This window comes from Catenuloplanes japonicus (assembly GCF_000717135.1).
Taxonomy (GTDB): domain Bacteria; phylum Actinomycetota; class Actinomycetes; order Mycobacteriales; family Micromonosporaceae; genus Catenuloplanes; species Catenuloplanes japonicus.
Map to the genome: position 1 here is coordinate 22,751 of NZ_JNXY01000044.1, position 26,066 is coordinate 48,816.

The 26,066-nt window shown below is 71.7% G+C and carries 24 protein-coding genes; 12 read left to right on the forward strand and 12 right to left on the reverse strand.

The window, feature by feature from the left end; all coding sequences use genetic code 11:
* Window positions 1–112: 112 nt before the first annotated feature.
* The 3 genes from OP04_RS44340 to OP04_RS44350 are packed head-to-tail and all read left to right on the forward strand — an operon-like array spanning window position 113 to window position 2,196.
* Entirely contained in the window at window positions 113–829 is a 717-nt protein-coding gene (locus tag OP04_RS44340) for an ABC transporter ATP-binding protein (protein ID WP_033346070.1), read from the forward strand.
* Window positions 826–1,551 carry an ABC transporter permease gene (locus OP04_RS44345; RefSeq protein ID WP_033346071.1) on the forward strand — a complete coding sequence of 242 codons (726 nt, stop codon included), beginning with the start codon at window positions 826–828 and terminating at the stop codon, window positions 1,549–1,551. The genes OP04_RS44340 and OP04_RS44345 overlap by 4 nt, the downstream gene beginning before the upstream one ends.
* A gap of 45 nt (window positions 1,552–1,596) precedes the next feature.
* Window positions 1,597–2,196 carry a TetR/AcrR family transcriptional regulator gene (locus OP04_RS44350; protein ID WP_033346072.1) on the forward strand — a complete coding sequence of 200 codons (600 nt, stop codon included), beginning with the start codon at window positions 1,597–1,599 and terminating at the stop codon, window positions 2,194–2,196.
* Here OP04_RS44350 and OP04_RS44355 read toward each other — a convergent pair.
* Complete coding sequence (locus tag OP04_RS44355; protein WP_033346073.1) at window positions 2,182–2,940, reverse strand: hypothetical protein; 759 nt, start codon at window positions 2,938–2,940, stop codon at window positions 2,182–2,184. The genes OP04_RS44350 and OP04_RS44355 overlap by 15 nt on opposite strands.
* A gap of 118 nt (window positions 2,941–3,058) precedes the next feature.
* Between OP04_RS44355 and rpsD the strand changes: the two genes are divergently transcribed.
* Window positions 3,059–3,667 carry a 30S ribosomal protein S4 gene (rpsD, locus tag OP04_RS44360; RefSeq protein WP_033346074.1) on the forward strand — a complete coding sequence of 203 codons (609 nt, stop codon included), beginning with the start codon at window positions 3,059–3,061 and terminating at the stop codon, window positions 3,665–3,667.
* 214 nt (window positions 3,668–3,881) lie between these two features.
* On the opposite strand, the gene OP04_RS44365 is transcribed toward rpsD, so the two are convergent.
* Together OP04_RS44365 and OP04_RS44370 are read right to left on the reverse strand one after the other, a co-directional pair.
* Entirely contained in the window at window positions 3,882–5,645 is a 1,764-nt protein-coding gene (locus tag OP04_RS44365; protein ID WP_033346075.1) for an ABC transporter ATP-binding protein, read from the reverse strand.
* A complete protein-coding gene (locus OP04_RS44370) occupies window positions 5,638–7,395 on the reverse strand; it encodes an ABC transporter ATP-binding protein (protein ID WP_051800007.1) in 1,758 nt (585 codons plus the stop codon). Before OP04_RS44370 ends, OP04_RS44365 begins: the two co-directional genes overlap by 8 nt.
* A gap of 221 nt (window positions 7,396–7,616) precedes the next feature.
* Here OP04_RS44370 and OP04_RS44375 point away from each other — a divergent pair, with 221 nt between their 5' ends.
* Both OP04_RS44375 and OP04_RS44380 read left to right on the forward strand, forming a co-directional pair.
* Entirely contained in the window at window positions 7,617–8,246 is a 630-nt protein-coding gene (locus tag OP04_RS44375; RefSeq protein ID WP_033346076.1) for a TIGR03085 family metal-binding protein, read from the forward strand.
* A 187-nt stretch (window positions 8,247–8,433) separates the two neighbouring features.
* The gene (locus OP04_RS44380) at window positions 8,434–10,260 is read left to right on the forward strand and encodes an AMP-dependent synthetase/ligase (protein WP_033346077.1); all 1,827 of its coding nucleotides are present in this window, start codon (window positions 8,434–8,436) and stop codon (window positions 10,258–10,260) included.
* A 173-nt stretch (window positions 10,261–10,433) separates the two neighbouring features.
* On the opposite strand, the gene yczR is transcribed toward OP04_RS44380, so the two are convergent.
* Window positions 10,434–11,891 carry a MocR-like transcription factor YczR gene (gene yczR, locus OP04_RS44385; protein WP_033346078.1) on the reverse strand — a complete coding sequence of 486 codons (1,458 nt, stop codon included), beginning with the start codon at window positions 11,889–11,891 and terminating at the stop codon, window positions 10,434–10,436.
* 60 nt (window positions 11,892–11,951) lie between these two features.
* On the opposite strand from yczR, the gene yczE reads away from it, so the two are divergent.
* Both yczE and OP04_RS44395 read left to right on the forward strand, forming a co-directional pair.
* Window positions 11,952–12,611, forward strand: a complete 660-nt coding sequence (gene yczE / locus OP04_RS44390) for a membrane protein YczE (protein ID WP_051800008.1) — start codon at window positions 11,952–11,954, stop codon at window positions 12,609–12,611.
* Between the two features lie 158 nt (window positions 12,612–12,769).
* Window positions 12,770–13,195 carry a hypothetical protein gene (locus OP04_RS44395; protein ID WP_033346079.1) on the forward strand — a complete coding sequence of 142 codons (426 nt, stop codon included), beginning with the start codon at window positions 12,770–12,772 and terminating at the stop codon, window positions 13,193–13,195.
* An 890-nt stretch (window positions 13,196–14,085) separates the two neighbouring features.
* Here OP04_RS44395 and OP04_RS44400 read toward each other — a convergent pair.
* Genes OP04_RS44400 through OP04_RS44410 form a run of 3 tightly spaced genes read right to left on the reverse strand, consistent with a single transcriptional unit; the run spans window position 14,086 to window position 17,417 of the window.
* Window positions 14,086–14,829: a succinate dehydrogenase/fumarate reductase iron-sulfur subunit gene (locus OP04_RS44400; protein WP_033346080.1), complete on the reverse strand. Its 744-nt coding sequence runs from the start codon at window positions 14,827–14,829 to the stop codon at window positions 14,086–14,088.
* Entirely contained in the window at window positions 14,830–16,770 is a 1,941-nt protein-coding gene (locus OP04_RS44405) for a fumarate reductase/succinate dehydrogenase flavoprotein subunit (RefSeq protein ID WP_033346081.1), read from the reverse strand.
* Window positions 16,770–17,417, reverse strand: coding sequence for a succinate dehydrogenase cytochrome b subunit (locus tag OP04_RS44410; RefSeq protein ID WP_269746746.1), 648 nt, complete (start codon window positions 17,415–17,417; stop codon window positions 16,770–16,772). The genes OP04_RS44405 and OP04_RS44410 overlap by 1 nt, the downstream gene beginning before the upstream one ends.
* 194 nt (window positions 17,418–17,611) lie before the next feature.
* Here OP04_RS44410 and OP04_RS44415 point away from each other — a divergent pair, with 194 nt between their 5' ends.
* Entirely contained in the window at window positions 17,612–18,550 is a 939-nt protein-coding gene (locus OP04_RS44415) for a LysR family transcriptional regulator (RefSeq protein ID WP_033346082.1), read from the forward strand.
* Window positions 18,551–18,916: 366 nt separating this feature from the next.
* Here the strand turns inward: OP04_RS44415 and hisF are convergent, their stop codons facing one another.
* Complete coding sequence (gene hisF / locus OP04_RS44420) at window positions 18,917–19,672, reverse strand: imidazole glycerol phosphate synthase subunit HisF (protein WP_033346083.1); 756 nt, start codon at window positions 19,670–19,672, stop codon at window positions 18,917–18,919.
* Complete coding sequence (locus OP04_RS44425; protein ID WP_051800009.1) at window positions 19,669–20,574, reverse strand: EamA family transporter; 906 nt, start codon at window positions 20,572–20,574, stop codon at window positions 19,669–19,671. The genes hisF and OP04_RS44425 overlap by 4 nt, the downstream gene beginning before the upstream one ends.
* Before the next feature lie 71 nt (window positions 20,575–20,645).
* Here OP04_RS44425 and OP04_RS44430 point away from each other — a divergent pair, with 71 nt between their 5' ends.
* Entirely contained in the window at window positions 20,646–21,539 is an 894-nt protein-coding gene (locus OP04_RS44430) for a LysR family transcriptional regulator (RefSeq protein ID WP_033346123.1), read from the forward strand.
* Window positions 21,540–21,559: 20 nt separating this feature from the next.
* Here OP04_RS44430 and OP04_RS44435 read toward each other — a convergent pair whose 3' ends face one another.
* Window positions 21,560–22,405, reverse strand: a complete 846-nt coding sequence (locus OP04_RS44435) for a hypothetical protein (RefSeq protein WP_033346084.1) — start codon at window positions 22,403–22,405, stop codon at window positions 21,560–21,562.
* A gap of 250 nt (window positions 22,406–22,655) precedes the next feature.
* On the opposite strand from OP04_RS44435, the gene OP04_RS44440 reads away from it, so the two are divergent.
* Together OP04_RS44440 and OP04_RS44445 are read left to right on the forward strand one after the other, a co-directional pair.
* Window positions 22,656–24,386, forward strand: coding sequence for a hypothetical protein (locus OP04_RS44440; RefSeq protein ID WP_157241179.1), 1,731 nt, complete (start codon window positions 22,656–22,658; stop codon window positions 24,384–24,386).
* The gene (locus OP04_RS44445; RefSeq protein WP_033346086.1) at window positions 24,386–24,709 is read left to right on the forward strand and encodes a hypothetical protein; all 324 of its coding nucleotides are present in this window, start codon (window positions 24,386–24,388) and stop codon (window positions 24,707–24,709) included. Before OP04_RS44440 ends, OP04_RS44445 begins: the two co-directional genes overlap by 1 nt.
* Here OP04_RS44445 and OP04_RS44450 read toward each other — a convergent pair.
* Window positions 24,702–25,205 carry a membrane protein gene (locus OP04_RS44450; protein ID WP_033346124.1) on the reverse strand — a complete coding sequence of 168 codons (504 nt, stop codon included), beginning with the start codon at window positions 25,203–25,205 and terminating at the stop codon, window positions 24,702–24,704. The genes OP04_RS44445 and OP04_RS44450 overlap by 8 nt on opposite strands.
* Window positions 25,206–25,339: 134 nt before the next feature.
* Complete coding sequence (priA, locus tag OP04_RS44455; protein WP_033346087.1) at window positions 25,340–26,065, reverse strand: bifunctional 1-(5-phosphoribosyl)-5-((5-phosphoribosylamino)methylideneamino)imidazole-4-carboxamide isomerase/phosphoribosylanthranilate isomerase PriA; 726 nt, start codon at window positions 26,063–26,065, stop codon at window positions 25,340–25,342.
* Window position 26,066: the final 1 nt, after the last annotated feature.

The following is a 26,066-nucleotide window of genomic DNA, read 5'->3' on the forward strand; positions in this document are numbered from 1 at the left end:
CGCCCCCGCGGTCACGCCGCCGGGGGCGTTTCGGCGTTGCCAGGAGGGACGCGCAGGTCTACCGTGCATTTCAACACCCGTTGAATTACACACCCCACGAGGGGGTACGGCCATGGAGACCGCCATCGAGATCGACGACCTCGTCGTCGCCCGCGGCAGAAAGCACGTCCTGCACGGCCTGTCCTGCACCATCCCCCGCGGCCAGGTCACCGGCCTGCTCGGCCCGTCCGGTTCCGGCAAGACCACGCTGATGCGTGCCGTCGTCGGCGTCCAGCTGGTCCGCAGCGGCACCGTCACGGTCCTGGGCGAGCCCGCCGGCAGCAAACCCCTGCGCCGCCGGATCGGGTACATGACGCAGGCGCCGAGCGTCTACGCCGACCTGACCGTCCGGGAGAACGCGCGTTACTTCGCCGCCCTGCACGGCCTGCCGAAGCCGGAGGCGGACAAGGCGGTCACCGCCGTGGGGCTGGAGGACGCGGCACACCAGCTCGTCGGCAGCCTCTCCGGCGGGCAGCGCAACCGGGCCTCGCTGGCGTGCGCGCTGGTCGGCCGCCCGGACCTGCTGGTGCTGGACGAGCCGACCGTGGGCCTGGACCCGGTGCTGCGCGTCGACCTGTGGGCGAGATTCCACGCGCTGGCCGCGGAGGGTGTGACGCTGCTGGTCTCCAGCCACGTGATGGACGAGGCCGGCCGCTGCGACCGGCTGCTGCTGATCCGCGAGGGCCGCCTGATCGCGGACGACACGCCGGCGGCGATCCGCGCGGCCACCCGGCAGGACGACCTGGAGCAGGCGTTCCTGGAGCTGATCCGGACGGAGGCGCACGCATGATCATCGCGACGGCCCTGAGAATCCTGCGTCAGCTGCGCCACGATCGCCGTACCGTGGCGCTGTTGGTGGTCGTCCCCACCGCATTGCTGGCGCTGCTCTACTTCATGTACGACGGACAGCCCCGCGCGTTCGACCGGGTCGCGCTGACCATGCTGGGCATCTTCCCGTTCGTGGTGATGTTCCTGGTGACCAGCATCGCGATGTTGCGCGAGCGCACCTCGGGCACGCTGGAGCGCCTGCTGACCACGCCGCTGGGCCGGCTGGACCTGCTGTTCGGCTACGGCATCGCGTTCGGCCTGGCCGCGACCGTGCAGGCCGCGGTCGCCACCGCCGCGGCGTACCTCCTGATGGGTCTGGAAACGGCCGGGAACACCGCGCTGGTCGTGCTGATCGCGGTGGCCGACGCGGTGCTGGGCGTGGCGCTGGGCCTGTTCTGCAGCGCGTTCGCGCGGACCGAGTTCCAGGCCGTGCAGTTCATGCCGGTCGTGGTGGCGCCGCAGCTGCTGCTGTGCGGCCTGTTCGTGGAGCGGGACGCGATGGCCGGCTGGCTGGGCGCGGTCAGCGACGTGATGCCGATGTCCTACGCGGTCGAGGCGCTGCAGGAGGTCGGCGCGCATCCGGATCCGACCGGCACGATGTGGCGTGACCTGGCCGTGGTCTGCGTGGCGAGCCTGCTGGCGCTGATGCTGGCGGCCGCGACCCTGCGTCGCCGGACCGCATGACGGACCATGGAGGGGCACACCGCATAGATCAAGGGAGCTCCGCACATGGCAGGACGGTCCGGGCGCAGGCCGGGTAATCCGGACACCCGGGAGGCGATTCTCGGCGCGGCACGGTCGGCCTTCGCGGAACGGGGCTTCGACAAGGCGTCGATCCGCGCGATCGCGTCCGCGGCCGAGGTCGATCCGGCGCTGGTGCACCACTATTTCGGCACCAAGGACCAGCTGTTCCTGGCCGCGATGGAGGCGCCGATCGACCCGGCCCAGCTGCTGCCGGACGTGCTGGCCGGCGGCCTCGACGGCGTGGGCGAGCGGATGATCCGGATGATCCTGCGCGTGTGGGACGGCCCGGCCGGGAAGGCGGGCGTGGCGCTGATCCGGTCCGCGGTCACGAACGACTGGACCGCGCGCCTGTTCCGCGAGTTCATCACCACGCAGGTCCTGCGCCGCGCGATGACGGAGCTCAAGGTGGATCCCGAGGAGGCGCCGCTGCGGTCGGGCCTGATCGCGTCGCAGATCGGTGGCCTGATCATGATGCGGTACGTGATCCGGCTGGAGCCGCTCGCGTCGACCTCGCCGGAGGCGATCGCGGCCGCGATGGGCCCGACCGTGCAGCGCTATCTGACCGGTGACCTAAGCGGCGTGTGACGAGGCCGAGTCCGCCGAGCAGCGCGGGCAGAGCACCGGGTGCAGCAGGCGGGCCAGCTCCGCGCGGTCCGCGACCGGGTGGGCGTAGGCGAGCCGGACCGCCTTGGCCGCGCCGATGTCGACGAGCATGCCGTACCGGTCCATCCGCACCACGCGCGGCTCACGGCCGTCGTAGGGCATGCCGGCCTTGTCCAGCTGGGCCTTCAGGAAGACGGTGACCTCGGGCTCGTGGTGGTCGGCGAGGTCGCTGAGCAGGTCCCACTCGATGGCGTGCAGCGGGTCCGGCTCGGCCTCCGCGTACTCGTCCGGGTCGACCTCGATGGTCACGCCGCCGCGCTCCAGGCGGACCTCGGCCACGTCCAGCCGGTGCAGCACGAACTCGCCGGACACGTCGAGCAGGTCACCCGTCGGGTCGACGGCGGCGAACTCGATCGCGGCCTCGCGCGCCTCCTCGCCGGTGAGCGCGACGGCCCAGCCGGCGATCCAGGCGCGGCCCAGCGACGGCGCGCCGGCGACCGGGGGCACGTCCGTCACGTCGAGCACCATCGCGGTGTCGTCCGCGCCGTCCGTCGGGATCAGCGCCTCGGTGAGCGTGCCGTCGCGGCGGCTGAGCATGAGCACCCGGCCTGCGCCGTCGGTGACGTGCCGGACGGGGTGCGGGCCGGGACGGCAGGCGATCGTCGCGCTGCCGGGCAGCCGACCGGCGGCCAGCGTTCGGGCGACCTCGGCGGGGCTGGGGTGCATGTTCTGGTCCCTCCGACTTACGTTAGGCTTGCCTTAGTAAGGGAAGGCTAACTTACTCGGCCCGGGAAGCCAATCAGCCCCCGGGTCCGCGGACAAACCACCTCTGGGAGCGCATCACGTGAACCAAGCCAGACCCAAGGTCCGCATTTCCCGTGCCCTCGGCATGCCGCTGACCCGCAAGTGCGTCAAGTACTTCGAGAAGCGGCCGTACCCGCCGGGCGTGCACGGGCGGTCCCGTAAGAAGCCGTCGGACTACCAGGTCCGGCTGCTGGAGAAGCAGCGGCTGCGGCACCAGTACAACATCTCCGAGACCCAGCTCCGGCGCGCGTTCGACGACGCCGTGCGCAAGCAGGGTCGCACCGGCGAGAACCTGCTGCAGATCCTGGAGAGCCGTCTCGACGCCACCGTGCACCGCGCGGGCATGGCCCGGACGATCTACCAGGCCCGCCAGCTTGTCGCCCACGGCCACTTCACCGTGGACGGCAAGAAGGTCGACCGGCCGTCGTACCGGCTGAAGGAGGGCCAGATCATCGAGGTCCGCGAGCGCAGCCGCGTGAAGCCGCCGTTCCAGGTGGCGGCGACCGGCGCGCACGTGGACGGCCCCACCGCGCCGTACCTGTCGACCTCGCTGGACGAGCTCAAGACCACCGTTCTGCGCAGCCCCGCTCGCACCGAGATCCCGGTGCTGTGCGACGAGCAGTTGGTCGTCGAGTTCTACGCGCGCTGATCCGTCCCGGGTCCCGTTCCGCCGGCCGTGGCTTCAGGCCCCACGGCCGGCGGAACGCTTTCGTTTTTCGGAACCAAGATCAAAATCTAGAAGCGGATTCTCCCGCTTCCGCCGGAAGTAGAGCGTCTACTCCTGACAGGGGCGGGGGTCGGGGCGGCAGCTGGGCGCGTGCTCCCGCGGGCCGGCGGATCCGTGGCAACACGGTCAAGAGCACCTAGCGGGTCTGCTCCAACCAGCTGGCGTACAGCTTGCCGTACACCGAATCCGGCTCTTTCAGCAGTTCGTCGTGCGGACCGCGTTGCACGATCCGGCCCGCGTCGAAGACCAGCACCTCGTCCGCGGCCTGGGCGGTGGAGAGCCGGTGCGCGATCGCGATCGTGGTCCGGCCGCGGGTCACCGTGTCCAGCGCCTGCTGCAACCGCACCTCGGTCGCCGGGTCGACCGCGGACGTCGCCTCGTCCAGCACCAGCAGGTCCGGGTCCGCGACGTACGCCCTGGCCAGCGCCACCAGCTGCCGCTCCCCCACGCTCAGCGCCTCGCCGCGCTCGCCGACCCGCGTCGCCGTGCCCGCGGGCAGCGCGCCCAGCCAGTCCGCCAGGCCCAGCTCCGCGAACGCGGCCACCAGCTCCTCGTCGGTCAGGCCGGGCCGGGCGAACCGCACGTTCTCCGCGATCGTGGCGTCGAACAGGAAGCCGTCCTGCGGCACCATCACCACCCGCGCGCGCAGCGAGTCGAACCGGACCGTGGTCAGCGGCGTGCCGGAGAGCAGCACCTGCCCGGCCGTCGGGTCCATCAGGCGGGTGAGCAGCTTCGCGAACGTGGTCTTGCCGCTGCCGGTCTCGCCGACCACCGCGACCTTGGTCTTCGCCGTGATGTCCACGCACACGTCCTGGAGCACGCGCGGCCCGTCCGGGTAGTGGAAGTTGACCGCGTCGAACCGCACGTCCAGCGGCCCGTCCGGCAGCTGCGTGCCCGTCTCGCCCGGGTCCGCGACGTCCGGCTGCACGTCCAGCACGTCCAGCACCCGGCGCCAGCCCGCGATCGCGTTCTGCGCGTCGTTGAGCATCTCGGTGGCCATCTGCACCGGCTGGATGAACAGCGTGACCAGGAACAGGTACGCCGTGAGCTGACCGATCGTCAGGCTGCCGCCGACGCCGAGCGCCACGCCCGCGCACACCACGCCGGCCAGCGCCAGACCGGTCGCCACCTCGCCGGTGGAGAAGCTGGTGACGCTGGTCCTCATGGCGGAGCTCTGCCGCACGCGCACGTCGCCGATCGCCTTGTCCAGCCGGCCCTCGGTACGCCCGGAGATGCCGTACGCCCGGATCACCGCGGCGCCGACCACGCTCTCGGACACGACCGCCAGCATCGCGGCCATCCGCGCGCGGACCTCGCCGTACGCGCCCGCGAGCCGCTTCTGATAGGCCCGGATGACGATCGCGGCCGGCACGAACGCGGCGAACACCACCAGCGTCAGCTGCCACGAGTAGATCGCCATCACCACGGTGGTGACGATCAGCTGGCCGCCGCTGACGATCAGCTGCACGCCGCCCATCTGCAGGAACGTCGTTATCTGGTCGACGTCGCTGGTCACCCGGGACACCAGCGAGCCGCGCCGCTCGGACTGCTGGTGCAGCATCGACAGGTCGTGCACGTGCCGGAACGTGCGCACCCGCAGCCCGGCCAGCGCGGTCTCGCTGACCGTGAACAGCCGGCGCATCATCCAGTAGCCGCTGGCCGTGGTGACCACCAGCACCGCGAGCGTGGTGCCGGCGATGATCGCGACCGTGCCCACGTGCGGGCCGCCGGGCGCGGTGATCCCCCTGTCGATGCCCTGCTGGATCGCGATCGGCGCCGCGACCCGGCCGATCATCGAGATCAGCGCGAGCACCAGCGTGCCGGCCAGCCCGCCGCGCAGCTCGGGCGAGAGCGCAAGCCCGCGCCGGAGCGTGGCGTAGGTGCCCTCGTCCTCAGTCATTGAGTGCTTCCGCCTTCTCGTAGGCCGTGACCAGGTCCTTGTAACCGGGCACGGTCGCCAGCAGTTCGCTGTGCGTGCCGCGCGCCAGGATCCGCCCGTTCTCCAGGTAGACCACCTCGTCGGCGAGCGCGATCGTGGCCCGCCGGTACGCGACGACCAGGATGCTCGCGCCCTCGCCGGCCGAGGCGCGCAGCGCGCCCAGGATCGCGGCCTCCACGCGCGGGTCGACCGCGCTGGTCGCGTCGTCCAGGATCAGCAGCCGGGGCCGGCCGGCCAGCGCGCGGGCCAGCGTGAGCCGCTGCCGCTGCCCGCCGGAGAGCGAGGTGCCGCGCTCGCCGACCTCGGTGTCCAGCGACTCGGGCAGCCCGGCGATGAACGAGTCGATCTGGGCCAGCCGCAGCGCGGCCCACACCTCGGCGTCGTCCGCGGCCGGCCGGTCGAGCGCGATGTTCGCCCGGACCGTGTCGTCGAACACGAACGGCAGCTGCGGGACCAGCGCGACGCTGCGAGCCAGCGACTCCGCGGTGAGCGTGCGCAGGTCCGCGCCGTCGAGGCGGACCGTGCCGGCGTCCGGGTCGACCAGCCGGACCGCCAGCGACGCGATCGTGGACTTGCCGGACCCGGTCGGGCCGACCAGCGCCACGGTCTTCCCGGCCGGCACCGCCAGCGTCACGCCGGACAGCACCTGCTCGCCGGTCGCGTAGGTGAAGTCGACGTCCTCGAACGTGAGGCTCGCCGGGCCGGTGACGTCATGATCGACGGCGCCGTAGCGGGTGGATCCCTCGGCCGCGAGCACCGCGTGCACCCGCTCGTAACCGGCGACACCGCGCGGCAGGTCCCCGACCAGCCAGGCGATCGCACGCAGCGGGAACGCCAGCACCGTGAACAGGAACGCGACGCTGACCAGCTGGGACACGGTGATCGCGCCGGTGCTCAGCCGCCAGGTGCCGAGCAGCAGCACCGCGATCGTGCCCACGCTCGGCAGCGAGTCCATCAGCGGGTCGAAGAGGCCGCGCAGCCGTCCCACCGCGATGAGCGCGTCGCGCAGCTCGCCGACCCGGGCCGCGAACCGTGCGGTCTCCGCACGCTCCCGGCCCATCGTCTTGATCACCAGCGCGCCGTCGAAGCTCTCGTGCGCGATCTCGGCGACGCCGGCGCGCAGCTTCTGCGCGCGCATCTGGCGTGGCGACATGCGCCGGGAGTAGGCCACGTTCAGCGCGAACAGCGACGGCACCAGTACCAGCCCGACCAGGCCGAGCACCCAGTCGGTCCAGAGCACGCTGCCGAGCGCGCCGATCAGCATCACGACCGTGCCGACCGCGAGCGGCAGCGGCGCGAACGGCTGGACCGCGGCCTCCACGTCGGAGGTGGCCGTGGACAGCAGCGAGCCGGCCGAGTTGCGCTGGTGCCAGGCGAGCGGCAGCTCCAGGTATCGGCGGGTGATCCGTTCCCGGTACCCGGCCTGGAGGCGGAACATCATGGCGCCGGCCGCGAGCCGGCGGGCGAACATGGCGGCCACCCGGAGGCCGCTGATGCCGAGCAGCACGGCCGCGGCCAGGCCGAGCGCGCCGACGTCCGCGCGGTTCTCCGCGAACGCGGGCGTGATCACCCGCCCGACGATCGCGCCGATCACGTACGCATTGCCGACCAGCATCGCACCGTGCAGCACGCTGCCGGCCACCGAGACCGCGAACAGCCTCGGTTCCGCCGCGATGCCGTCACCGAGAATGCGCAGGCCACGCAGCAGCACATCGCCGCCGGACCTGCTCGTCCTGCTGGTGTCTTCGGTGACACTCACCCCGTAGATCCCCCGCCTCGGCCGCGCCCGCCGGCCTGGCAGCCGGTAAGCGTTACAACCGTTTCAATCCCTTACCAATGTTTACTCCTGCGCGCGCGATGCCCGGTGACCGCCCCTGTGTGGCCGCGTTCACAGCGCGGCCGTCCGGACCGGACGGTTCTAGGATCAGCCCCATGACGCGTCATTCGATGACCGAACGGGCCGCGCTCGCCGATCTTCTGCACTCCGTCGGACCGGACGCACCCACGCTCTGCGAGGGCTGGAACGCCCGTGACCTGGCCGCACACCTGATCGTCCGGGAACGCGCACCGATCGCCGGCCTCGGGAACTTCATCCCACCCATGCGGGGGTACGGCGAGCGCGTGCTACGCCGACGCGCCGCGCAGCCGTTCGAGGACCTGATCTCGCAGCTGCGCAACCCGCCGTGGTGGAGCCCGCAGAGCAATCCGCTGGCCGATCCGTACGCGAACACCGGCGAGTTCTTCATCCACCATGAGGACGTGCGGCGCGGCGCACCCGGCTGGCAGCCCCGCGCGCTAGACCCGGACTTCGAGCGCGCGCTCTGGGGCAACGTCCGCCTCTTCGCCCGGTTCGCGCTGCGGCGCTACCCGGCCTCGCTGACGCTGCAGGCGCCCGGCCTCGGGGAGATCACCGCGGGCACGGGCGGCGAACCGGCACGGCTGATCGGCGCACCGGGCGAGCTGGTCCTGTTCATCGCGGGCCGGCAACGCGCGGCCCGGGTGCAGATCGAGGCGGCCGAGGGGGTCGCGGACCGGTTGCGTACCGCCAATTTCCGGCTCTGAGGGTCATTCCGCACAAACCGTGGGTTACCTCGTCGAATGACCAACTTGATCATCCGCTTCCCGGCACAAGGGCCACACGCTGTGTGAATTCGGGTCTCGACGAACGGCCGCCGCCGCAATACCCTTCGGTAACACAGATTTAACGAGACGCCGGTCACGTTCACATATCCCACCAGAGGCGGCCGATATGACCCTTGACGTTCCTTACCGGTCAATTGCGGACATGTTGCTGCAGCGGGTGGCCGCGACGCCCGACCGGCACGCGTTCGCGCACCCCAGCGCGGACGATTCGGGCCCGGTCTGGCTGAGCTGGGCGCAGGTGGGAGAGCGTGCCAAGGCGATCGCGGCCGGCGTGCGCGCGCTCGGCGTCGGCGCGGAGGACCGGGTCGCGATCCTGTCCACCACGCGCCTGGAGTGGGTGCTCGCCGACCTGGGCGTCATGCTCTCCGGCGGCGCCACCACCACGGTCTACCCCACCACCGAGGCCGCGGACGCCACGTTCATCGTCAGCGACTCCGGGTCCAAGGTCCTGATCGCGGAGGACCCGGTCCAGGCCGCCAAGATGACCGGCGCGACGCTGCCCGCGCTCACCCACGTGGTCCTGATCGACGGCCAGGCCGACCCGCACGCGCCGATCCCGCAGCTCACGCTGGCCGACCTGGAGGCGAAGGGCCGCGCGGAGCTGGCCGCGGACCCGTCCATGATCGACCGCGTGGTGGAGAGCATCACGCCGGACCACCTGGCCACGCTGATCTACACGTCCGGCACCACCGGCCGGCCCAAGGGCGTGGAGCTGCTGCACCGCGGCTGGACCTGGGAGGGCGTGGCCCAGTCCCAGCTCGGCCTGCTGCTCGAGACCGACCTGCAGTACCTCTGGCTGCCGCTGTCCCACTCGTTCGGCAAGACGCTGATCTGCGGCATCATCCACGTCGGCGTGCCCACCTACGTCGACGGCCGGGTCGACAAGCTGATCGACAACCTCGCCGTGATCCGCCCGACGCTGATGTGCTCCGCGCCGCGCGTCTACGAGAAGGTCTACAACAAGGCCGTCACGAACGGCACCGCCGCCGGCGGCCTGAAGGCGAAGATCTTCACCTGGGCCGTGTCCGTCGGCAAGGAGAAGGTCGCGCACGAGCAGACCCACCAGCCGCTGCCCGCCTCGCTCAAGGCGAAGTACGCGATCGCGGAGAAGCTCGTCTTCAGCAAGCTCCAGGCCCGGCTCGGCGGCCGCATGCGCGCGCTGGTCTCCGGCTCCGCCGCGCTCAGCCCGCAGATCGCCGAGTTCTTCGCGGCCGCGAACCTGCCGATCCTGGAGGGCTACGGCCTCACCGAGTCCAGCGCGGCCAACTTCGTCAACCGCCCGGAGAAGGTCAAGATCGGGTCGGTCGGCAAGCCGCTCGGCGACCTGGAGTGCCGCATCGACTCCGACGGCGAGGTGCTGCTGCGCGGCGCCCCGGTCATGCGCGGCTACCACAACCTGCCGGAGGAGACCGCCGCCGCGTTCACGGAGGACGGCTTCATGCGCACCGGCGACATCGGCGAGCTCGACCCCGACGGCTTCCTGAAGATCACCGACCGCAAGAAAGACCTGGTCAAGACGTCCGGCGGCAAGTACGTGGCGCCGTCCCACATCGAGGGCATGTTCAAGGCCATCTGCCCGTACACGTCGCAGGTCGTGGTCGTCGGCCAGTCCCGCAACTTCTGCACCATGCTGATCGCGCTCGACCCCGACGCGCTGGCCGGCTGGGCCGCGGGTACCGCGCACGAGGGCAAGTCCTACGCCGACATCGTCGCCACCCCCGAGGTCAAGGCCATGGTCGACGACTACGTGCGCCAGCTCAACGACCACCTGAACCGCTGGGAGACCATCAAGAAGTACACGGTCCTCCACCGCGACCTGACCATCGAGGACGGCGAGATGACCCCGTCCCTGAAGATCAAGCGCCGCATCGTCGAGGCCAACTTCTCCGACGAGATCGAGTCCATGTACGAGGGCTCCCTCGCCCACCTCTGACCCGACCTCCCCCGAGGGCGGCGCTCCCCAAGATCCAGCCCTTCCCCCGGGGGTACGGATCGGGAGCGCCGCCTTTCGTCTCCCCCTGCCCCGCTCCCACGCGCCTGCCCACCCGCACGCCAGCGCTCCCGCGCCTGCCTGATCCTCGGTTTCAGGTGGGGCGCGACGAGCGCTCAGGTGATGACCTCCGGCGTGCGCCAGCGGGAGCCGGTCCGGATGCGGTCCAGGTCGTAGCGGATCTCCGCTATCCGGCGGACGGCCTCGACCAGGTCTTCCGCGGACAGCGTGAACGGCAGTCGCAGGTAGCGCTCCAGCGTCCCGTCCAGCCCGAACCGCGGGCCCGGCGCCAGTCGCACGCCCACGTCCTCGGCCGCGTGCGACAGCGCGCTCGACACCGGGCCGTCCAGCTCGGCCCAGAGCGTGACGCCGCCGGACGGGACCACCACCCGCCACTCCGGGAACGTCGCCCGCACGGCCGCGACCAGCGCGTCCCGCTGTGCGGCCAGTTGCAGTCGGCGGGCGCCGACGATGGTCTCGCGCTGGCGCAGCAGCTGCACGGCGACCAGCTGGTCCAGCACCGGGCTGCCCATGTCGACACCGACGCGTGCGGCCGCGAGGCGCTGCACCACGGGTGCGGACGCGCGGACCCAGCCGATGCGCAGGCCGCCCCAGTACGGCTTGCTCATGCCGCCGATGGTCAGCACGCGTGAGTGCCGGTCGAACGCGGCGACCGGCGGCGGCATCGGCGTGCCGTCCAGCGGCAGGTCCACGAAGGACTCGTCCGCGACCACGTCCGTGCCGGTGGAGTGCGCCACGCTCGCCAGTTTCTCGCGCAGTTCGACGGGCATCAGGCGACCGGTGGGGTTCTGGAACTCCGGGATCACGTACGCCAGCCGCGGCCGGGTCTGCTTGAGCGTGCTGAACAGCATCTCCGCGTCCCAGCCCGCGGCCGGGTCGAGTCCGTGCGTGCCGATCCGGGCCCGGCGGGCGGCCAGCGCGGCCAGCGCGTTCGGGTAGGTCGGCGACTCCACCAGCACGCCGGCGCCGACCGCCACGTGGTGCCGGAGCACGAGGTCGAGCGCCTGCTGCGTACCGCTGGTGACCATGATCTGCTCTGGGCTCGTCGGCAGCCCGCGGGCCCGGAACCCTTCCGCGATCGCCTCGCGCAGCTCGATGATGCCGGTCGGGTGATAGCCGGCGTCGCCGAGGTAGCACGGCAGCTCGTCCGCGGCGGCGCGCGCGGCCGGGACCAGCTCCGGCGGCGCGGGCAGCGCGGCACAACCGAGGTCGATCATGCCGAGCGCGTCGTTCGGCGTCCACAGCCCGGTGGTGCTGACCCGGTGGCCGGACGGGAGCGTGGTCCAGCTGCCGGCGCCGCGACGGCTGGCCAGGTGGCCGGTCTCGCGCAACTCCCGGTACGCCGCGGTGACCGTGGTCCGGGAGATCGACAGCGCCTCGGCCAGCTCCCGTTCGGCCGGGAGCCGGACGCCGAGCGCGAGCCGCCCGTCGGAGAGCAGACCGCGCACGGCCTGGGCGAGTGCGGCGTACTCCGGGCTGCGCCGAGTGCCGGGCAGCGGGTGCCACTGACCGAGCATCCGGGCCAATTGGCTGCCTCGGATCACCACCGACATGAGCCACCTCCGCAGAATTGGACCTTTGATCGGGAATGATTGGCCACCAGAGTGGCACTTATGACCACCGTGAGCAACCAGGCCGGCGTGCCCCTCGCGCTCCGCGACCGCTTCCCCCGGCGCTTCACCCAGCTGCAGGCCGGGCTGATCGCGTACGGCGTGAGCATGGCCTTCATGATCGAATCGCACCTCGGGCTGGACCCGTGGGACGTGTTCCACCAGGGCCTCGCGCGCCGCACCGGGCTCTCGTTCGGCACGGTCACGATCGTGGTCGGCGTGCTGGTGCTGCTGCTCTGGATCCCGCTGCGGCAGCGCCCCGGCCTCGGCACCGTGTGCAACGTCATCGTGATCGGCCTGGTCGTCGACGCCGCGCTGTGGCTGGTCCCCACGCCGGACCCGATGTGGATGCGGATCGGCTTCCTGATCGGCGGCATCGTGCTGAACGCGTTCGCCACCGGCCTCTACATCGGCGCGCGCCTCGGCCCCGGCCCGCGCGACGGCCTGATGACCGGATACGTGGCCCGCCACCCGCGTGCCTCGATCCGACTGGTCCGCACCGCGGTCGAGGTGACCGTGCTGGCGCTGGGCTGGCTGCTCGGCGGCGCGGTCGGCGTCGGCACCGTCGCCTACGCGCTCTCGATCGGCCCGCTCACCCAGCTCTTCCTCCCGCGCCTGACGGTCGCGGCCCTCGCTCAGGTTGTCGCCACACCGGAACAGTGATCAATTCGGAATGATTGAACCGTTTCGATGCCGGATCGCTTACCTGAGTGGTCAGACAGGCGGTTCGTCTTCATCGGTTCGTCAAGAGCGCGTCATGTTGATGATCGCCGAGTCACACTTTCTTCACGAGTCTCGGGGGATCAGGGCATCATGTCGTCATGGGGGACGTTGGCTGGACCTGGTCCGACGCGTGGATCTTCGTTGCGGTGGTCATCGCCGACCGCACCGAACGTGACCGGGCGTCCTCCATCGGCCTGCCCGCCGCCGGCGCCACGCTGGCCGACGTGCTCTCCGCCGCCGACTTCCTGCACCGTAGCCTGCCCCAGCGCGCCGAGGTCGAACTGGCCCTCCAGCGTCTCGCCGGCGCCGGCCTGGTCCTCATCGAGGACGACCTCTTCCAGGTGGCCCCCGCCGGCGAACACCTCTGGCGCACCCGCCCGTTCAGCGGCCTCTCCGCCGCCGTCGACACGCTCCAGGCCCAGCTCAACCGCAACAGCGCCCCGACGGCACCCGCCCCCTGGGCCCTCGAACCGCGCGACTACGCCATCGCCGTCCGCGAGTTCTCCGCCCGCGGCGCCCGCTGACCTCCCGCCTGCCCGCTTCGCGGCATTTCACCATCCAGTTAACCGGCTTCGTCGTGGCGCTCGTGCGCGCCCGGCTCGCGCCCTTGGCATGGTCCGGCCCGCATGCTCCCGCGGGCACTTGAGCCTGCCCGGGGGCGACCCCAGACCCGGATCCGCGGGCGCGAACGTCCGGACCGCGCCTCCCCGCCTCACCGGCGACAAAATCCAGACCCAGATCTTCCCGCTTCCGGCGTGGTGCGGCAGCGCTGCTCCCGCGGGCAAACCTCCGGCGGGCTCCACCTCCGCTTCGCTCCGTTACGCACGCCGATTCGGAGCCGGTCCCGCCGTGGTCCAGAAAGACCCGGGCGCGCGCAGACCCCACGACGATGCGCAGAAGACCGGCCCTGCGTTGCTCGCGAGGATCCGCGGTCAGATACCGATGGATACCTGCCCGGCGCCGGCGGGGCCTGCAGGCGCCATCGAGGAGATCGCTGTTGCGCTCACTGCTGTTTCAATCCACCGGAAAGAGCAGGGAGCGCAACAACGATCTCCGCCGTCCCTTCGGCGGGCGTCGCTCCCCGCTCGAGCCCGGAGACCTGCGCATCCGCCGGGCAGGCCGCTGCGGTCTGATCGCGAGCCGCGCCGCCCCAAGCGGGCAGCGGCGGGAGTCGCGGCCTTGGGCCGACCCGCGCGAACCGGCTCCGACGGGGCGGGCAAAGCGGAGCGCCGGCGAAGTCTTTGCCCGCCCCGAGGTTTGCCCGCGGGAGCCGCCCACACACGGTGATGCGGTGGGGCCTGCCTTGCGCAGCGCCGACCGGACAATCCAGGACATGGAAAGGCGGCGCTCCCGATCCGTACCCCCGGCAAAGGGTTTGGGGTTTCGGGAGCGCCGCCCTCGGTGAAGCGGCAGGTCAGCGGCCGGAGACGGCCTTGATGTAGTCGGCGTTGAGGCGGCCGATCAGGTTGAGGGGGATGCCCTTCGGGCAGACGGTGGTGCACTCGCCGGCATTGGTGCAGCCGCCGAAGCCCGCCTCGTCCTGGGCCTCGATCATGCTGATCACGCGGGAGGAGCGCTCCGGCTGGCCCTGCGGCATCAGGCCCAGGTGGGCGACCTTGGCCGCGGTGAACAGCATGGACGAGCCGTTCGGGCAGGCGGCCACGCACGCGCCGCAGCCGATGCAGGTGGCGGCCTCGAAGGCGGCGTCCGCGTCGGCCTTGGGGATCGGCGTGGCGTGGGCGTCCGGCGCGGTGCCGGTCGGGGCCGTGATGTAGCCGCCGGCCTGGATGATCTCGTCGAACGCGCCGCGGTTCACGACCAGGTCCTTGATGACCGGGAACGCGGCCGCCCGCCACGGCTCGATGTCGATCGAGTCGCCGTCCTTGAAGTGCCGCATGTGGAGCTGGCAGGTGGTGGTGGCCCGCTCCGGACCGTGCGCCACGCCGTTGATCATCATGCCGCACATGCCGCAGATGCCCTCACGGCAGTCGTGGTCGAACGCGATCGGCTCGTCGCCCTCGAGGATGAGGCGCTCGTTGAGGACGTCGAGCATCTCCAGGAACGAGGCGTCCGGGGAGATGTCGGTGACCTCGTACGTCACCATCCGGCCCTTGTCCTCCGGGCCCTTCTGACGCCAGACGCGCAGCTTGAGGTTCATTTACTTGTAGCTCCGCTGGGTGGGGTGGACGTACTCGAAGTTGAGGTCTTCCTTGTGCAGCGTGGGGGCGGCGCCGGTACCGGCGAACTCCCACGCGGCGACGTAGCTGAACTCGTCGTCGTGGCGGAGCGCCTCGCCGTCCTCGGTCTGGCTCTCGCCGCGGAAGTGACCGCCGCACGACTCCGCGCGGTGCAGCGCGTCGACGCACATGAGCTCGGCCAGCTCGAAGAAGTCGGCGACCCTGCCCGCCCGCTCCAGGTTCTGGTTGAGCTCGGCGCCGACGCCCGGCACCTTGACCCGGGTCCAGAACTCCTCGCGGAGCGCCTGGATCAGGCCGATCGCCTTGGTCAGGCCCTCCTCGGTGCGCTCCATGCCGCAGTACTCCCACATGATGTGGCCGAGCTCGCGGTGGAAGGAGTCGACGGTGCGGTCACCGTTGATCGAGAGGAACTTCTGCAGCCGCTCCTCGACCTGCGCACGCGCCTCGACCACTGACGGGTGGTTCGCGTCGACCTTCTGGTACGGCCCGGACGCCAGGTAGTTGCCGAGCGTGTTCGGCAGCACGAAGTAGCCGTCCGCCAGGCCCTGCATCAGCGCGGACGCGCCGAGCCGGTTCGCGCCGTGGTCGGAGAAGTTCGCCTCGCCGATCACGAACAGGCCGGGGATGTTGGACTGCAGGTCGTAGTCGACCCAGAGCCCGCCCATCGTGTAGTGCACGGCCGGGTAGATGCGCATCGGCGTGACGTACGGGTCCTCGCCGGTGATCCGCGCGTACATCTCGAACAGGTTGCCGTACTTGGCCTCGACCGCGGGCTGCCCGAGACGCGTGATCGCGTCCGCGAAGTCCAGGTAGACGCCGAGACCGCCGGGGCCGACGCCGCGGCCCTCGTCGCAGACGTTCTTGGCGGCGCGGGACGCGATGTCACGCGGCACCAGGTTGCCGAACGCCGGGTAGATGCGCTCCAGGTAGTAGTCGCGCTCGTCCTCGGGGATGTCCGCGGCCTCGCGGTGGTCACCGGCCTTCTTCGGCACCCAGACGCGGCCGTCGTTGCGCAGCGACTCCGACATCAGCGTGAGCTTGCTCTGGTGCGAGCCGGACTCCGGGATGCAGGTCGGGTGGATCTGCGTGTAGCAGGGGTTCGCGAAGTACGCGCCCTTGCGGTGCGCGCGCCACGTCGCCGTGACGTTGCAGCCCTTGGCGTTGGTGGAGAGGAAGAAGACGTTGCCGTAGCCGCCGGAGGCGAGCACGACCGCGTCCGCGACCTCGGTGCTGATCTCGCCGGTGACCAGGTCGCGGACCACGATGCCGCGCGCCTTGCCGTCCACCATGATCAGTTCGAGCATCTCGTGGCGCTCGTGCATCTCCACGTTGCCGGCCGCGATCTGCCGCTCCAGCGCCTGGTACGCGCCGAGCAGCAACTGCTGGCCGGTCTGGCCCCGGGCGTAGAACGTACGGGACACCTGGGTGCCACCGAACGAGCGGTTGTCGAGCAGGCCGCCGTACTCGCGCGCGAACGGCACGCCCTGCGCCACGCACTGGTCGATGATGTTCACGCTGACCTGGGCCAGGCGATACACGTTCGACTCACGGGCGCGGAAGTCGCCGCCCTTGACCGTGTCGTAGAACAGGCGGTAGATCGAGTCGCCGTCGTTGCGGTAGTTCTTCGCCGCGTTGATGCCGCCCTGGGCCGCGATCGAGTGCGCGCGCCGCGGGCTGTCCTGGTAGCAGTACGACTTGACGTGGTAGCCGGCCTCGCCCAGCGTGGCCGCGGCCGAGCCGCCGGCCAGGCCGGTACCGACCACGATCACGGTCAGCTTGCGGCGGTTGGCCGGGTTGACCAGTTTGGCGGAGAACTGCCGCCGTTCCCAGCGGGTCTCGACCGGCCCGTCCGGCGCGGCGGTGTCGGCGATCGCGTCGCCCTCGGTCCAGAAGGAAGTCATCAGCTCACCAGCCCGGTCAGCACGGCAAAGGGGACGGAGAGGAAGCCGGCCACCAGGATCACGCTGAGGACGAGCGCGATCGTCTTGGCGATGCGCTCACCCCTGGCGGACTGCTGGCCCAGCGTGCGGACCGCGCTGAAGATGCCGTGCCGCAGGTGGAAGCCGATGGCCAGGATCGCGAGCACGTAGAACGCGGTGACGTACCAGCGCTCGGGCGCGAATGCGGAGATCACGTTGGCGTACGGCTTGGCCGGGTCGAACTCCGGGTGCACCGTGCCGGTGGTCATGTCCAGCAGGTGCCAGATGATGAAGAGGAAGACGATCACCCCGCCCCAGCGCATCGTCCGAGCCGCGTAGCTGCCCTGCACCTTGGGCCGGTGCGCGTACCGCACCGGGCGCGCCTTGCGGGCCCGGACCGTCAGCACGGCCGCGGACACGATGTGCGCGATCACGGAGACCAGCAGGCCGACCCGCATGATCCAGAGTGCCCAGACCGGGGGGAGGGCGGGCTCGCCGATCTCCCGCAGCCAGTGCGCGTAGTGATCGAAGGACTCCTGGCCCACAAAGATCTTGAGGTTGCCAGCCATGTGCGCGAAGAGGAAACCCACCAGGACGATTCCGCTGACCGCCATGATGATCTTGAGCACAACAGTGGAGCGGGCGCTTGAGCGCCCGACTGCCGGCTTGCGGGCGCCTGCGGGGCGCCCGGGTCCGGCCTTCTGCCGCGCAGCCTTACCGGCCGGGGCTGAGGTATCTACCGCCACAAACTTGACCGTAGGAACGCCATCGGAATTCGTCCAATGCATGAAACCGATGGACTCGATAGCCATAGGCTATCTGAGTGCAGCTACAACAGCTCCGATACTTCGTCGCAGTGGCAGAACTCCGACATTTCACCCATGCGGCTGACCAGTTGGGGGTTTCTCAGCCGACACTCAGTAAGCAGATTCACACACTGGAGTCGACGCTCGGCGCCCCGCTCTTCGACCGCCACCCCGGCAATGTGCGCCTGACGACCGTCGGCGAGACGCTGCTGCCGCTGGCACGCCGCATCGTCACGGACGCGGACGCGGCCCGGCACGCGGTCCAGGAGATCGTCGGCCTGCGCCGCGGCCGGGTGCGCCTCGGCGCCACACCGAGCCTGTGCACGTCGCTGGTGCCCGGCGTGCTCCGCAAGTTCCGCGAACATCACCCGGACGTGGAACTGCACGTCGACGAGGGCGGCTCCCAGGACCTGGTCGTGGACCTGATCGCGCACGCGCTCGACCTGGCGCTGATCGTGCTCCCGGAACAGGGCAGCGACCCCGCGCTGCACACCGAGCAGATCCTCCGCGAGTCGCTGGTCGTCGCGTCCGTCGCCAGCGGCCCGCCGCCCACCATGTCCGACCGCCTCGCGCTGGACGAGCTGCGCGACACCCCGCTGGTCATGTTCCGCGTCGGCTACGACCTGCGTACCGCCACCATCGAGGCCTGCAACCGGGCCGGCTTCACCCCGCGCTACGCGGTCGAGGGCGGCGAGATGGACGCGGTGCTCGCGTTCGTCGAGGCCGGCCTGGGCGTCGCGCTGGTCCCCGGCATGGTCCTGGCCAACCGCCCCCTGCTGCGCGCCACCCCGCTGGCCACGCCCGGCGTCCACCGCACCATCGCGCTGGCCCGCCGCCGCGAGTCCGTCATGCCCCACGCCGCCACCGCCCTGCGCGCCACCCTGCTCGACTTCATCGCCGCCGGCCCGCTCCCCGCCGGCGTCACGGTCATCCAGACACCCCCGGAAGCGACCTAAGACCAAGATCCAATTCATCTTCCCGCTTCCGGCATGGCCCAGCCCGCATGCTCCCGCGGGCAAACCTCCGGCGGGCTCCACCTCCGCTTCGCTCCGTTACGCACGCCGTTCCGGAGCCGGTTCCGCCGTGGTCCGGAAAACCCGCGCAAGCCACGCGCCCAATCGGCCACCTCCCGCGCGGCGGGTCCGTCGCGGCTCCGGCCACACCCCGGAGCGGGCGCTCCGCGCCCGACATTTCGGCCTCCAGCGGCCGGACGGGTCTCCAGGACCACGGCGGGACCGGTGCCCGCGGGAGCAACGCTGCCGGACCGCGCCGGAAGCGGGTGCGGGTCCTTCTGGGTTTTGGCTGGTCAGGGCGGAGGGCCGCTAGCGGACCGGGTGGCCCGCGCCGCGGAGGGCGGACTTGACCTCGGGGATCGACAGCTCGCCGAAGTGGAAGACGCTGGCGGCGAGGACCGCGTCCGCGCCGGCCTCGATGGCGGGCGGGAAGTGGGCGACCGCGCCGGCGCCGCCGCTGGCGATCACCGGAATGTCGACGACCGCGCGGACGGCGGAGATCAGTGCGAGGTCGAAGCCGGCCTTGGTGCCGTCGGCGTCCATCGAGTTCAGCAGGATCTCGCCGGCGCCCAGCTCGGCGACGCGGCGGGCCCACTCGACCGCGTCCAGGCCGGTGCCGCGGCGGCCACCGTGCGTGGTGACCTCGAAGGTGCCCTGGCCGGTGCGGCGCACGTCCAGCGACAGGACCAGCACCTGGTTGCCGAAGCGGTGCGCGATCTCGGAGATCAGCTCCGGGCGGGCGATCGCGGCCGTGTTCACACCGACCTTGTCCGCGCCGGCGCGCAGCAGCGTGTCCACGTTCTCCACCGAGCGGACGCCACCGCCGACCGTGAGCGGGATGAAGACCGACTCGGCGGTGCGGCGGACCACGTCCAGCATCGTGCCGCGGTCGTCGGAGCTGGCGGTGACGTCCAGGAACGTCAGCTCGTCCGCGCCGGCCGCGTCGTAGGCGGCGGCCAGCTCGACCGGGTCGCCTGCGTCCCGCAGATCGGCAAAATTGACGCCCTTGACCACCCGTCCGGCATCCACGTCCAGGCAGGGGATCACGCGTACCGCCACAGTCATGCCGACGAGCCTATCGGGGCGTGCTCGGGGCGGTTCTCAGCGGTGGGACGCGCGCGGACCAGGAACGGCAGCAGCACGCCCCCGATCACCAGCGCACCGCCGGCGACGTCCTGCGCGTGGATCGGCTCGCCGAGGAGGAGCGCGGCCGAGCCCATGCCGAAGAACGGGACCAGCATGGAGAACGGCGCGACCGTGGACGCGCCGTACCGCTTGATCAGCGCGCCCCACGCGCCGAACCCGCCCAGCGTGGCCACGAACGCGATGAACAGCACCGCGCCCGCCGCGGGCAGCGTCACGGTCCGCAGCGCGGCGAGGTCCGCGGCCGGGCCGTCCACGATCAGCGACAGCGCGAACAGCGGCACCGCGCCCAGTGCGCTCACCCACACCATGAACCGCAGGCTGTCCGGCGGCGCGGCCCTCCGGGTCGCCACGTTCGACAGACCCCACGCCACGGCCGCGGCGATGACCAGCGCGAACGCGAGCGGCGGCCGGTCCGGGCCCAGGCGCGCGGCCACCACGGCGAGGCCGCACACCGCGACCGCCAGCCCGGCCAGCTGCACCCGGCGCGGCCGTTCGCGCAGCAGCAGCACCGCGAAGAGCGTGGTGAACACGGCCTGGCTCTGCAGCACCAGCGAGGACAGCCCGGCCGGCATGCCGGCCTCGATGCCGAAGAAGAGCAGCGAGAACTTGGTGACCGCGAGCGCCAGCGCGACCGCGATCACCCAGCGCCACCGCACCTGCGGGCGACCCACGAAGAACAGCGCGGGTACGGCCGCCAGCCCGAACCGCAGCGCGGAGAAGAGCAGCGGCGGGAAGTGCTCCAGGCCGACCGCGATGACGACGAAGTTGACGCCCCAGATCGCGGCCACGGTCACGGCCAGCGCGATGTCGCGAGGTCTCATACGACCATCGTCGTCTCACCGATGGTGAAGCAACAGCGAATAGTGCTACCCCCACGATGTACCGTCGCTACATGATCGACCTGGGTCGTCTCCGCGCGCTGCACGCCGTGGCCAGCTACGGCTCCGTGCTGGCCGCCGGGTCCGCGCTGCACTGCACGCCGTCCGCGGTCTCCCAGCAGATCGGCAAGCTGGAGCGCGAGACCGGCGCCACACTCGTCGAGAAGGACGGCCGCGGCATCCGGCTCACCGAGGCCGGGCACGTGCTGGCGCGGCACGCCGAGTCCGTGCTGGCCGCGGTGGACGAGGCCGAGGCCGCGCTGGCCGCGCACCGCGACACCGTCACCGGGCGGCTGACCGTGTCCTCGTTCGCCACCGCCGCCCGCGCGCTGCTCCCGCACGCGCTGCACCGCCTCGCCGGTGACCACCCCGGGCTGGTCACCGGCATCGTCGAGGCGAACCCGCACGAGGGCCTGGACAACCTGCAGCGCGGCCACGTCGACCTGTGCGTGCTGGACGACTGGCCGGAGGTGGCGCTGCGCTACCCGCCCGGCGTCGCGCACCTGGAGCTGGGCCTGGACGTCGCGGACCTGATCGTGCCGTCCGGGCACCGGCTGGCCGGGCGCGCGGGCGTGCGGCTGTCCCGGACCCGGGACGAGCGCTGGATCTCCGCACCGGTCGGCGCGATCTGCCACGAGTGGCTGGTCCGGGTGCTGCCCGGCGTCCGCCCGGACTTCCTGGTCGGCGAGTTCGAGACACAGCTGACGCTGGTCGCGGCCGGTCTCGGCATCGCCATGGTGCCGCGCCTGGCCCGGACCGCGCTCCCGGCCGGCGTGAGCGTGGTGACCGTGACGCCGCCACCGACCCGGCGCGTGGTGCTGGCCTGGCGCGAGGCCTCCGCCGCCCGCCCCGCGATCGGCGCGGCGATCGAGGCGCTCCGGGAGGCCTGGTCCCGCCTCCCCGCGTAACGCCGTGATCCAGGCGCGCGTCAGGCGCAGGGGGCGGAGACCGCGCCGGGTTCGGTGCCGAAGATGCGCAGTTCGCCGTGCCACCGGGTCAGGCGGAAGTCCAGGCGCCAGTCCGTGCAGGTCTCGCCGGGACGCTCGGGCGGGCCGAACGCCGCCGCCTGGGTGCTGGTGAACAGGACCGTCGCGATCAGCTCGCCGGGTGCGGCCGCGTCCACGACCTCGCGCAGCCGTACGTCGGAGTCCTGGGTCGTCGCGGTGTCCGCGCTGAAGTTCGCCACCTGGCCGGCGTCGTTCGGATCCACCACGCCGCCGGGCGCGAAGACCTTGGCGGCGACGGTCGGATCGTGCGCGTTGATGCCGGTGAAGTAGTAGTCGAACAGCGCGGCGACCTCGGTGGCGCGCGGGTCGCCGGTCTCGATCGACACCATCCCGACCTGCGACGGGACCGAGGGCGTCTCCTCCGAGAAGGACGGCGACGGGTAGCCGATGCCGCCGCCCGGACCGGACTCCGCGTCCACATCGGTCGTCGACTCCGTCTGCGGTCCGGCGCCCGGCTCCAGACCGGCGCCCGGCTCCAGACCGGCGCCCGGCTCCGGGCCGACGGCCGACTCCGCGCCGGCGTCGGTGGCGGACTCCGCGCCCGCGTCGACCAGCAGATATCCGCCGCCGACCAGCCCGGCCAGGACCACCAGCGCGACGCCGGCCACCCGCCACCGCGCCACGTCCGTCCGCGGGACCGGCCGGCGGACCGGGCGCACGGCAGGGCCGGCCGCCGAGGCGTTCGGCCCGGCGCCGTCGCAGACCACGCAGCGCGAGGTGGCCTCGTCGTTCGCCGTGTCGCATTCGGTGCAGCGCCACTCGGTCATGAAAGGGGCCTTTCTCCGGAGCATTTCGTGACCGCATTCAATAGGCCCCCGACGCAAGGTCACAATGCGTTCCGCGCGAATTGACGGACCCGCCCCGGGACGCGACCGGATGACGGTCCACACAGGCCGAAGGACCACCCTCGTCCGCCGGAAAGACCATGTCACACCGGCTGTCCCACTCGTACCGTCCGAGGTCTGAATCCCTTTCCGGCACTGGTGGGAGCGTATGCACACCGAGGAGAGAACCACCGTGACGGACGCGCGGTTCCATCACGGCGGCGCGGACGACGCGCCCCGGAACGGCCCGCTGTCCGCGATAACGCGTTGCCTGAGCGGCGCGGCCTACACCGTTCCCGGATTCGCTGACCGGGTGATCACGGAATTGCTGCTGGACGGGCACCGTGCCGTTTCCCCGGCCGTCGACTACGACCTGGAACCGATCGTCCGGCACGCGTTCGCGGCCCGGCGGCTCTGGCTCGTCCAGCACGCGGTCGTCACCGCGATCCTGCTGCTCGCGTTCGTCTTCCTGCCCGGCCCCGCGTTCGGGCTGGTGATGGCCGCGATCGCGCTGGCGGTCGTGGGCCGGATGATCCGCGGCGACCTGCCGGGGAACTGGAAGGTCTGGCTGGGTGGCAGCCTCGTCCTGCTGGTGCTGACGTTCTTCTCCGGCCCGCTGCTCAGCGCGCTGGAGCAGGCGGGCGGCAGCGCCGTGGAGACCGTGGAGACCACGGAGGCCGGCGTCTCGCCGCTGGGGCAGATCGCGATCGCGGCGCTGATCGGCGCGGCCGCGCTGATCGTCACGTCCGCCGTGCGTACCGTCATGGTGCGTGCTCTGAGCATTGATCTTCGCCCCGGGCACAGCGACCGCGGCGCGACCGTGGCCAGCGTCCGCATCGAGGACCGGATCGCGCGGCTGTCGGCCGCGCAGCGCGGCAACATCCTGCTGCACTCCGGGAAGAACCCGTTCCTCGGCGCGGGCGGCGTGCTCAACGCCTGGTCGATGGCGATGGAGCTGAAGCCGGACGAGGACGGCGACGATCGCCCCGACCGGCCGCGGCGTGCGGTGGAGGTCGACCCGGTCGCGCTCAACCGGTACGTGAAGCAGCGCCTCGCCTCGCTGCGCTCCACCGACCTGCGTGAGGCCGAGCGGATGTCCGGGCTGACGCTGCGGGACCAGGTGGTGTCCGCGGGCGTCGGCGGTCAGGGCTGGCCGCTGGTCGACACGGACGCGCTGGTGCCCTACTCGCACGCGACGCCGCAGGCGATGGAGTCGGTGATCCGGTCCCCGCAGGCCAGCGTGCGGCACTTCCTCCGGGCCACGGTCGGCGCGAACGTGACGCCGGTCGAGTCCGGCGACGGCCGGCTGCTGATCCCGGGCGAGCACCACAGCATCTCCGTCTCCACGTTCATCCATCTGGCGGTGGAGGGCGGCATGCTCTACGTGGAGACGGTCTCGACCGTGCTCGGGCCGCTGCTGGCGAGGTTCCGTCTGATCGACGCCTACCCGGCCGACACGGACCTGGCCTCCGGCCGGGCGCTGCGGGAGAGCTGCATCGACCTGGGCGAGAACATCGCGCTGGCGCCGTACCGGCTGGCCGTGACGCTGGGGCGGATGCACGCGCTGCGCCGGGCGATGCGGGCCGCGGAGGACGGCGACCAGGGTGACCTCACCGACTTCGGCGCGCGCTTCGACCTGCGGCAGGAGACGTCCGCGCGCGGGCCGGTCACCTACCTGCAGCGGCTGGACGCGGCGAAGTACACCAAGCTGGTCGAGCGCCGGATCAGCGAGGCGGTGATCTGCTACCTGCGCGAGCACGGGATCGACACGTCCGAGTACGAGCGGCGGATGAACGTCTACAACAACAGCGGCGTCTTCATCCGCGGCGACAACTACGGTGCCGCGGCGGGCGGCCCCGAGGCCTCGGCCGTGATGCAGCGCGACGACGACCGGGCCGACCGTCCGAAGAAGGAGAAGGACTGATGGACGGCGTCTTCATCGGCCGGGACAACCACGGCGCGGCCGCGGCCGGACCGCACGCCCGCGCGATCGTCGGCCGGACCGATCCGCTCGCGCCGGTCCTGGCCGCGGTGGAGAAGCTGCACGCCGCGATCGACGCGGTGCCGGAGGCGCTGACCGACCCGGACGCGGCGCTGCGGGAGGTGAACGCGATCGCGGCCGCGACGCAGCGGGAACCGCCGGACACCGCGGCCGTGATGGCCGGTGCCCGGCGGTTGCTGGACCTGATCACCGCGGCCGGCGTGTTCGTGTCCGCCGCGGAGAATCTCCGTGAGGCGCTTACCTGAGCCAGGGCGCCTTCGCGACCAGTGGAGCCCAGACGCCGGCCAGGCTGTACCGGAGGCCGGCGCCGGTGGCCGCGATCCCGGCGATGACCAGCGCGTAGATCAGGTGGTCGTCGAGGAACGGGTTGGTGGCGATCGGCAGGCCGGCCGCCCACATCAGCACCATCATCAGCACACCGGAGACCGCGGCGATGCGCATCCCGATGCCGGCGATGAGCGCGATGCCGATCCCGGCCAGCCCGGCCATGAACAGCCAGTCCGCGATCACGTTGCCGGCCAGTCCGTGGAAGGCGCCGGCGAACGGTCCTTCGACGCTGGACAGGAAGCCCTTGGTGGGCGAGCCGCCCTCGAGCCACGCCTTCGCGGCCGGCGTCGACCTGCCCAGGCCGAACGTCTTGTCCAGGAACGCCCAGAGGAAGATGAATCCGAGGCCGACGCGGGTCACAGCCCAGGCGATCTCGCCGAATGCGTGCGTGGAAGCGGTCTTCGGAGTCGCCACGGCCCCGGTGTGTGCAACGGTCACCACTGTGATCCCCTCCCGGATCAGCTGACGACCTCTGTCGTCACATAAATATTCGCTGGTGGGAGGGGGTCTGCAGCAGGGCCGATAGTCCCGGGACGAAAGGTCCGCGGTCAGCTCTCCGACAGGGCCGACAGGGCCTGGGCCACGGTGAACGCGCCCGCGTAGAGCGCCTTGCCCGCGATCACGCCCTCGACGCCGGCGGACTCCAGCGTGGCCAGCGCGCGCAGGTCGTCCAGCGTGGACACGCCGCCGCTGGCGATCACCGGGTTCGGCGTGGCGGCGCAGACCTCGCGGAGCAGCTCCAGGTTCGGGCCGCGCATGGTGCCGTCCTTGGTGATGTCCGTGACGACGTACCGGGCCGCGCCGGCCTTGTCCAGGCGGGCCAGCACCTCGTACAGGTCGCCGCCGTCCCGGGTCCAGCCGCGGGCGGACAGCGTGCGGCCGCGCACGTCCAGGCCGATCGCGACGCGGTCGCCGTACTCGGCGGCGACCCGGTCACACCAGTCCGGGTTCTCCAGCGCGGCCGTGCCGATGTTGACCCGGGTGGCGCCGGTGGCCAGCGCGCGCTCCAGCGACTCGTCGTCGCGGATGCCGCCGGACAGCTCGACGCGCACGTCCAGGCGGCCGACCACGTCGGCGAGCAGCGCCGCGTTCGAGCCGCGGCCGAACGCGGCGTCCAGGTCGACGAGGTGAATCCAGGTGGCGCCGTCCCGTTGCCACGCGAGCGCGGCCTCCAGCGGGTCGCCGTACGCGGTCTCACTGCCGGCCGCGCCCTGCACCAGGCGGACGGCCTGACCGTCGGCGACGTCGACGGCGGGAAGCAGTTCGAGGGTCACG

Bases quoted from the DNA above. Each gene is read 5' to 3' on its own strand.
- OP04_RS44355 (WP_033346073.1), bottom strand. From the start codon at position 2,940: ATGCACCCCAGCCCCGCCGAGGTCGCCCGAACGCTGGCCGCCGGTCGG.
- OP04_RS44395 (WP_033346079.1), top strand. From the start codon at position 12,770: ATGGGGGACGTTGGCTGGACCTGGTCCGACGCGTGGATCTTCGTTGCG.
- OP04_RS44445 (WP_033346086.1), top strand. From the start codon at position 24,386: ATGGACGGCGTCTTCATCGGCCGGGACAACCACGGCGCGGCCGCGGCC.
- OP04_RS44405 (WP_033346081.1), bottom strand. From the start codon at position 16,770: ATGACTTCCTTCTGGACCGAGGGCGACGCGATCGCCGACACCGCCGCG.
- OP04_RS44400 (WP_033346080.1), bottom strand. From the start codon at position 14,829: ATGAACCTCAAGCTGCGCGTCTGGCGTCAGAAGGGCCCGGAGGACAAG.
- yczE (WP_051800008.1), top strand. From the start codon at position 11,952: ATGACCACCGTGAGCAACCAGGCCGGCGTGCCCCTCGCGCTCCGCGAC.
- OP04_RS44345 (WP_033346071.1), top strand. From the start codon at position 826: ATGATCATCGCGACGGCCCTGAGAATCCTGCGTCAGCTGCGCCACGAT.
- OP04_RS44375 (WP_033346076.1), top strand. From the start codon at position 7,617: ATGACGCGTCATTCGATGACCGAACGGGCCGCGCTCGCCGATCTTCTG.
- OP04_RS44365 (WP_033346075.1), bottom strand. From the start codon at position 5,645: ATGACTGAGGACGAGGGCACCTACGCCACGCTCCGGCGCGGGCTTGCG.
- OP04_RS44430 (WP_033346123.1), top strand. From the start codon at position 20,646: ATGATCGACCTGGGTCGTCTCCGCGCGCTGCACGCCGTGGCCAGCTAC.
- OP04_RS44350 (WP_033346072.1), top strand. From the start codon at position 1,597: ATGGCAGGACGGTCCGGGCGCAGGCCGGGTAATCCGGACACCCGGGAG.
- OP04_RS44380 (WP_033346077.1), top strand. From the start codon at position 8,434: ATGACCCTTGACGTTCCTTACCGGTCAATTGCGGACATGTTGCTGCAG.
- yczR (WP_033346078.1), bottom strand. From the start codon at position 11,891: ATGTCGGTGGTGATCCGAGGCAGCCAATTGGCCCGGATGCTCGGTCAG.
- OP04_RS44435 (WP_033346084.1), bottom strand. From the start codon at position 22,405: ATGACCGAGTGGCGCTGCACCGAATGCGACACGGCGAACGACGAGGCC.
- OP04_RS44425 (WP_051800009.1), bottom strand. From the start codon at position 20,574: ATGAGACCTCGCGACATCGCGCTGGCCGTGACCGTGGCCGCGATCTGG.
- hisF (WP_033346083.1), bottom strand. From the start codon at position 19,672: ATGACTGTGGCGGTACGCGTGATCCCCTGCCTGGACGTGGATGCCGGA.
- OP04_RS44340 (WP_033346070.1), top strand. From the start codon at position 113: ATGGAGACCGCCATCGAGATCGACGACCTCGTCGTCGCCCGCGGCAGA.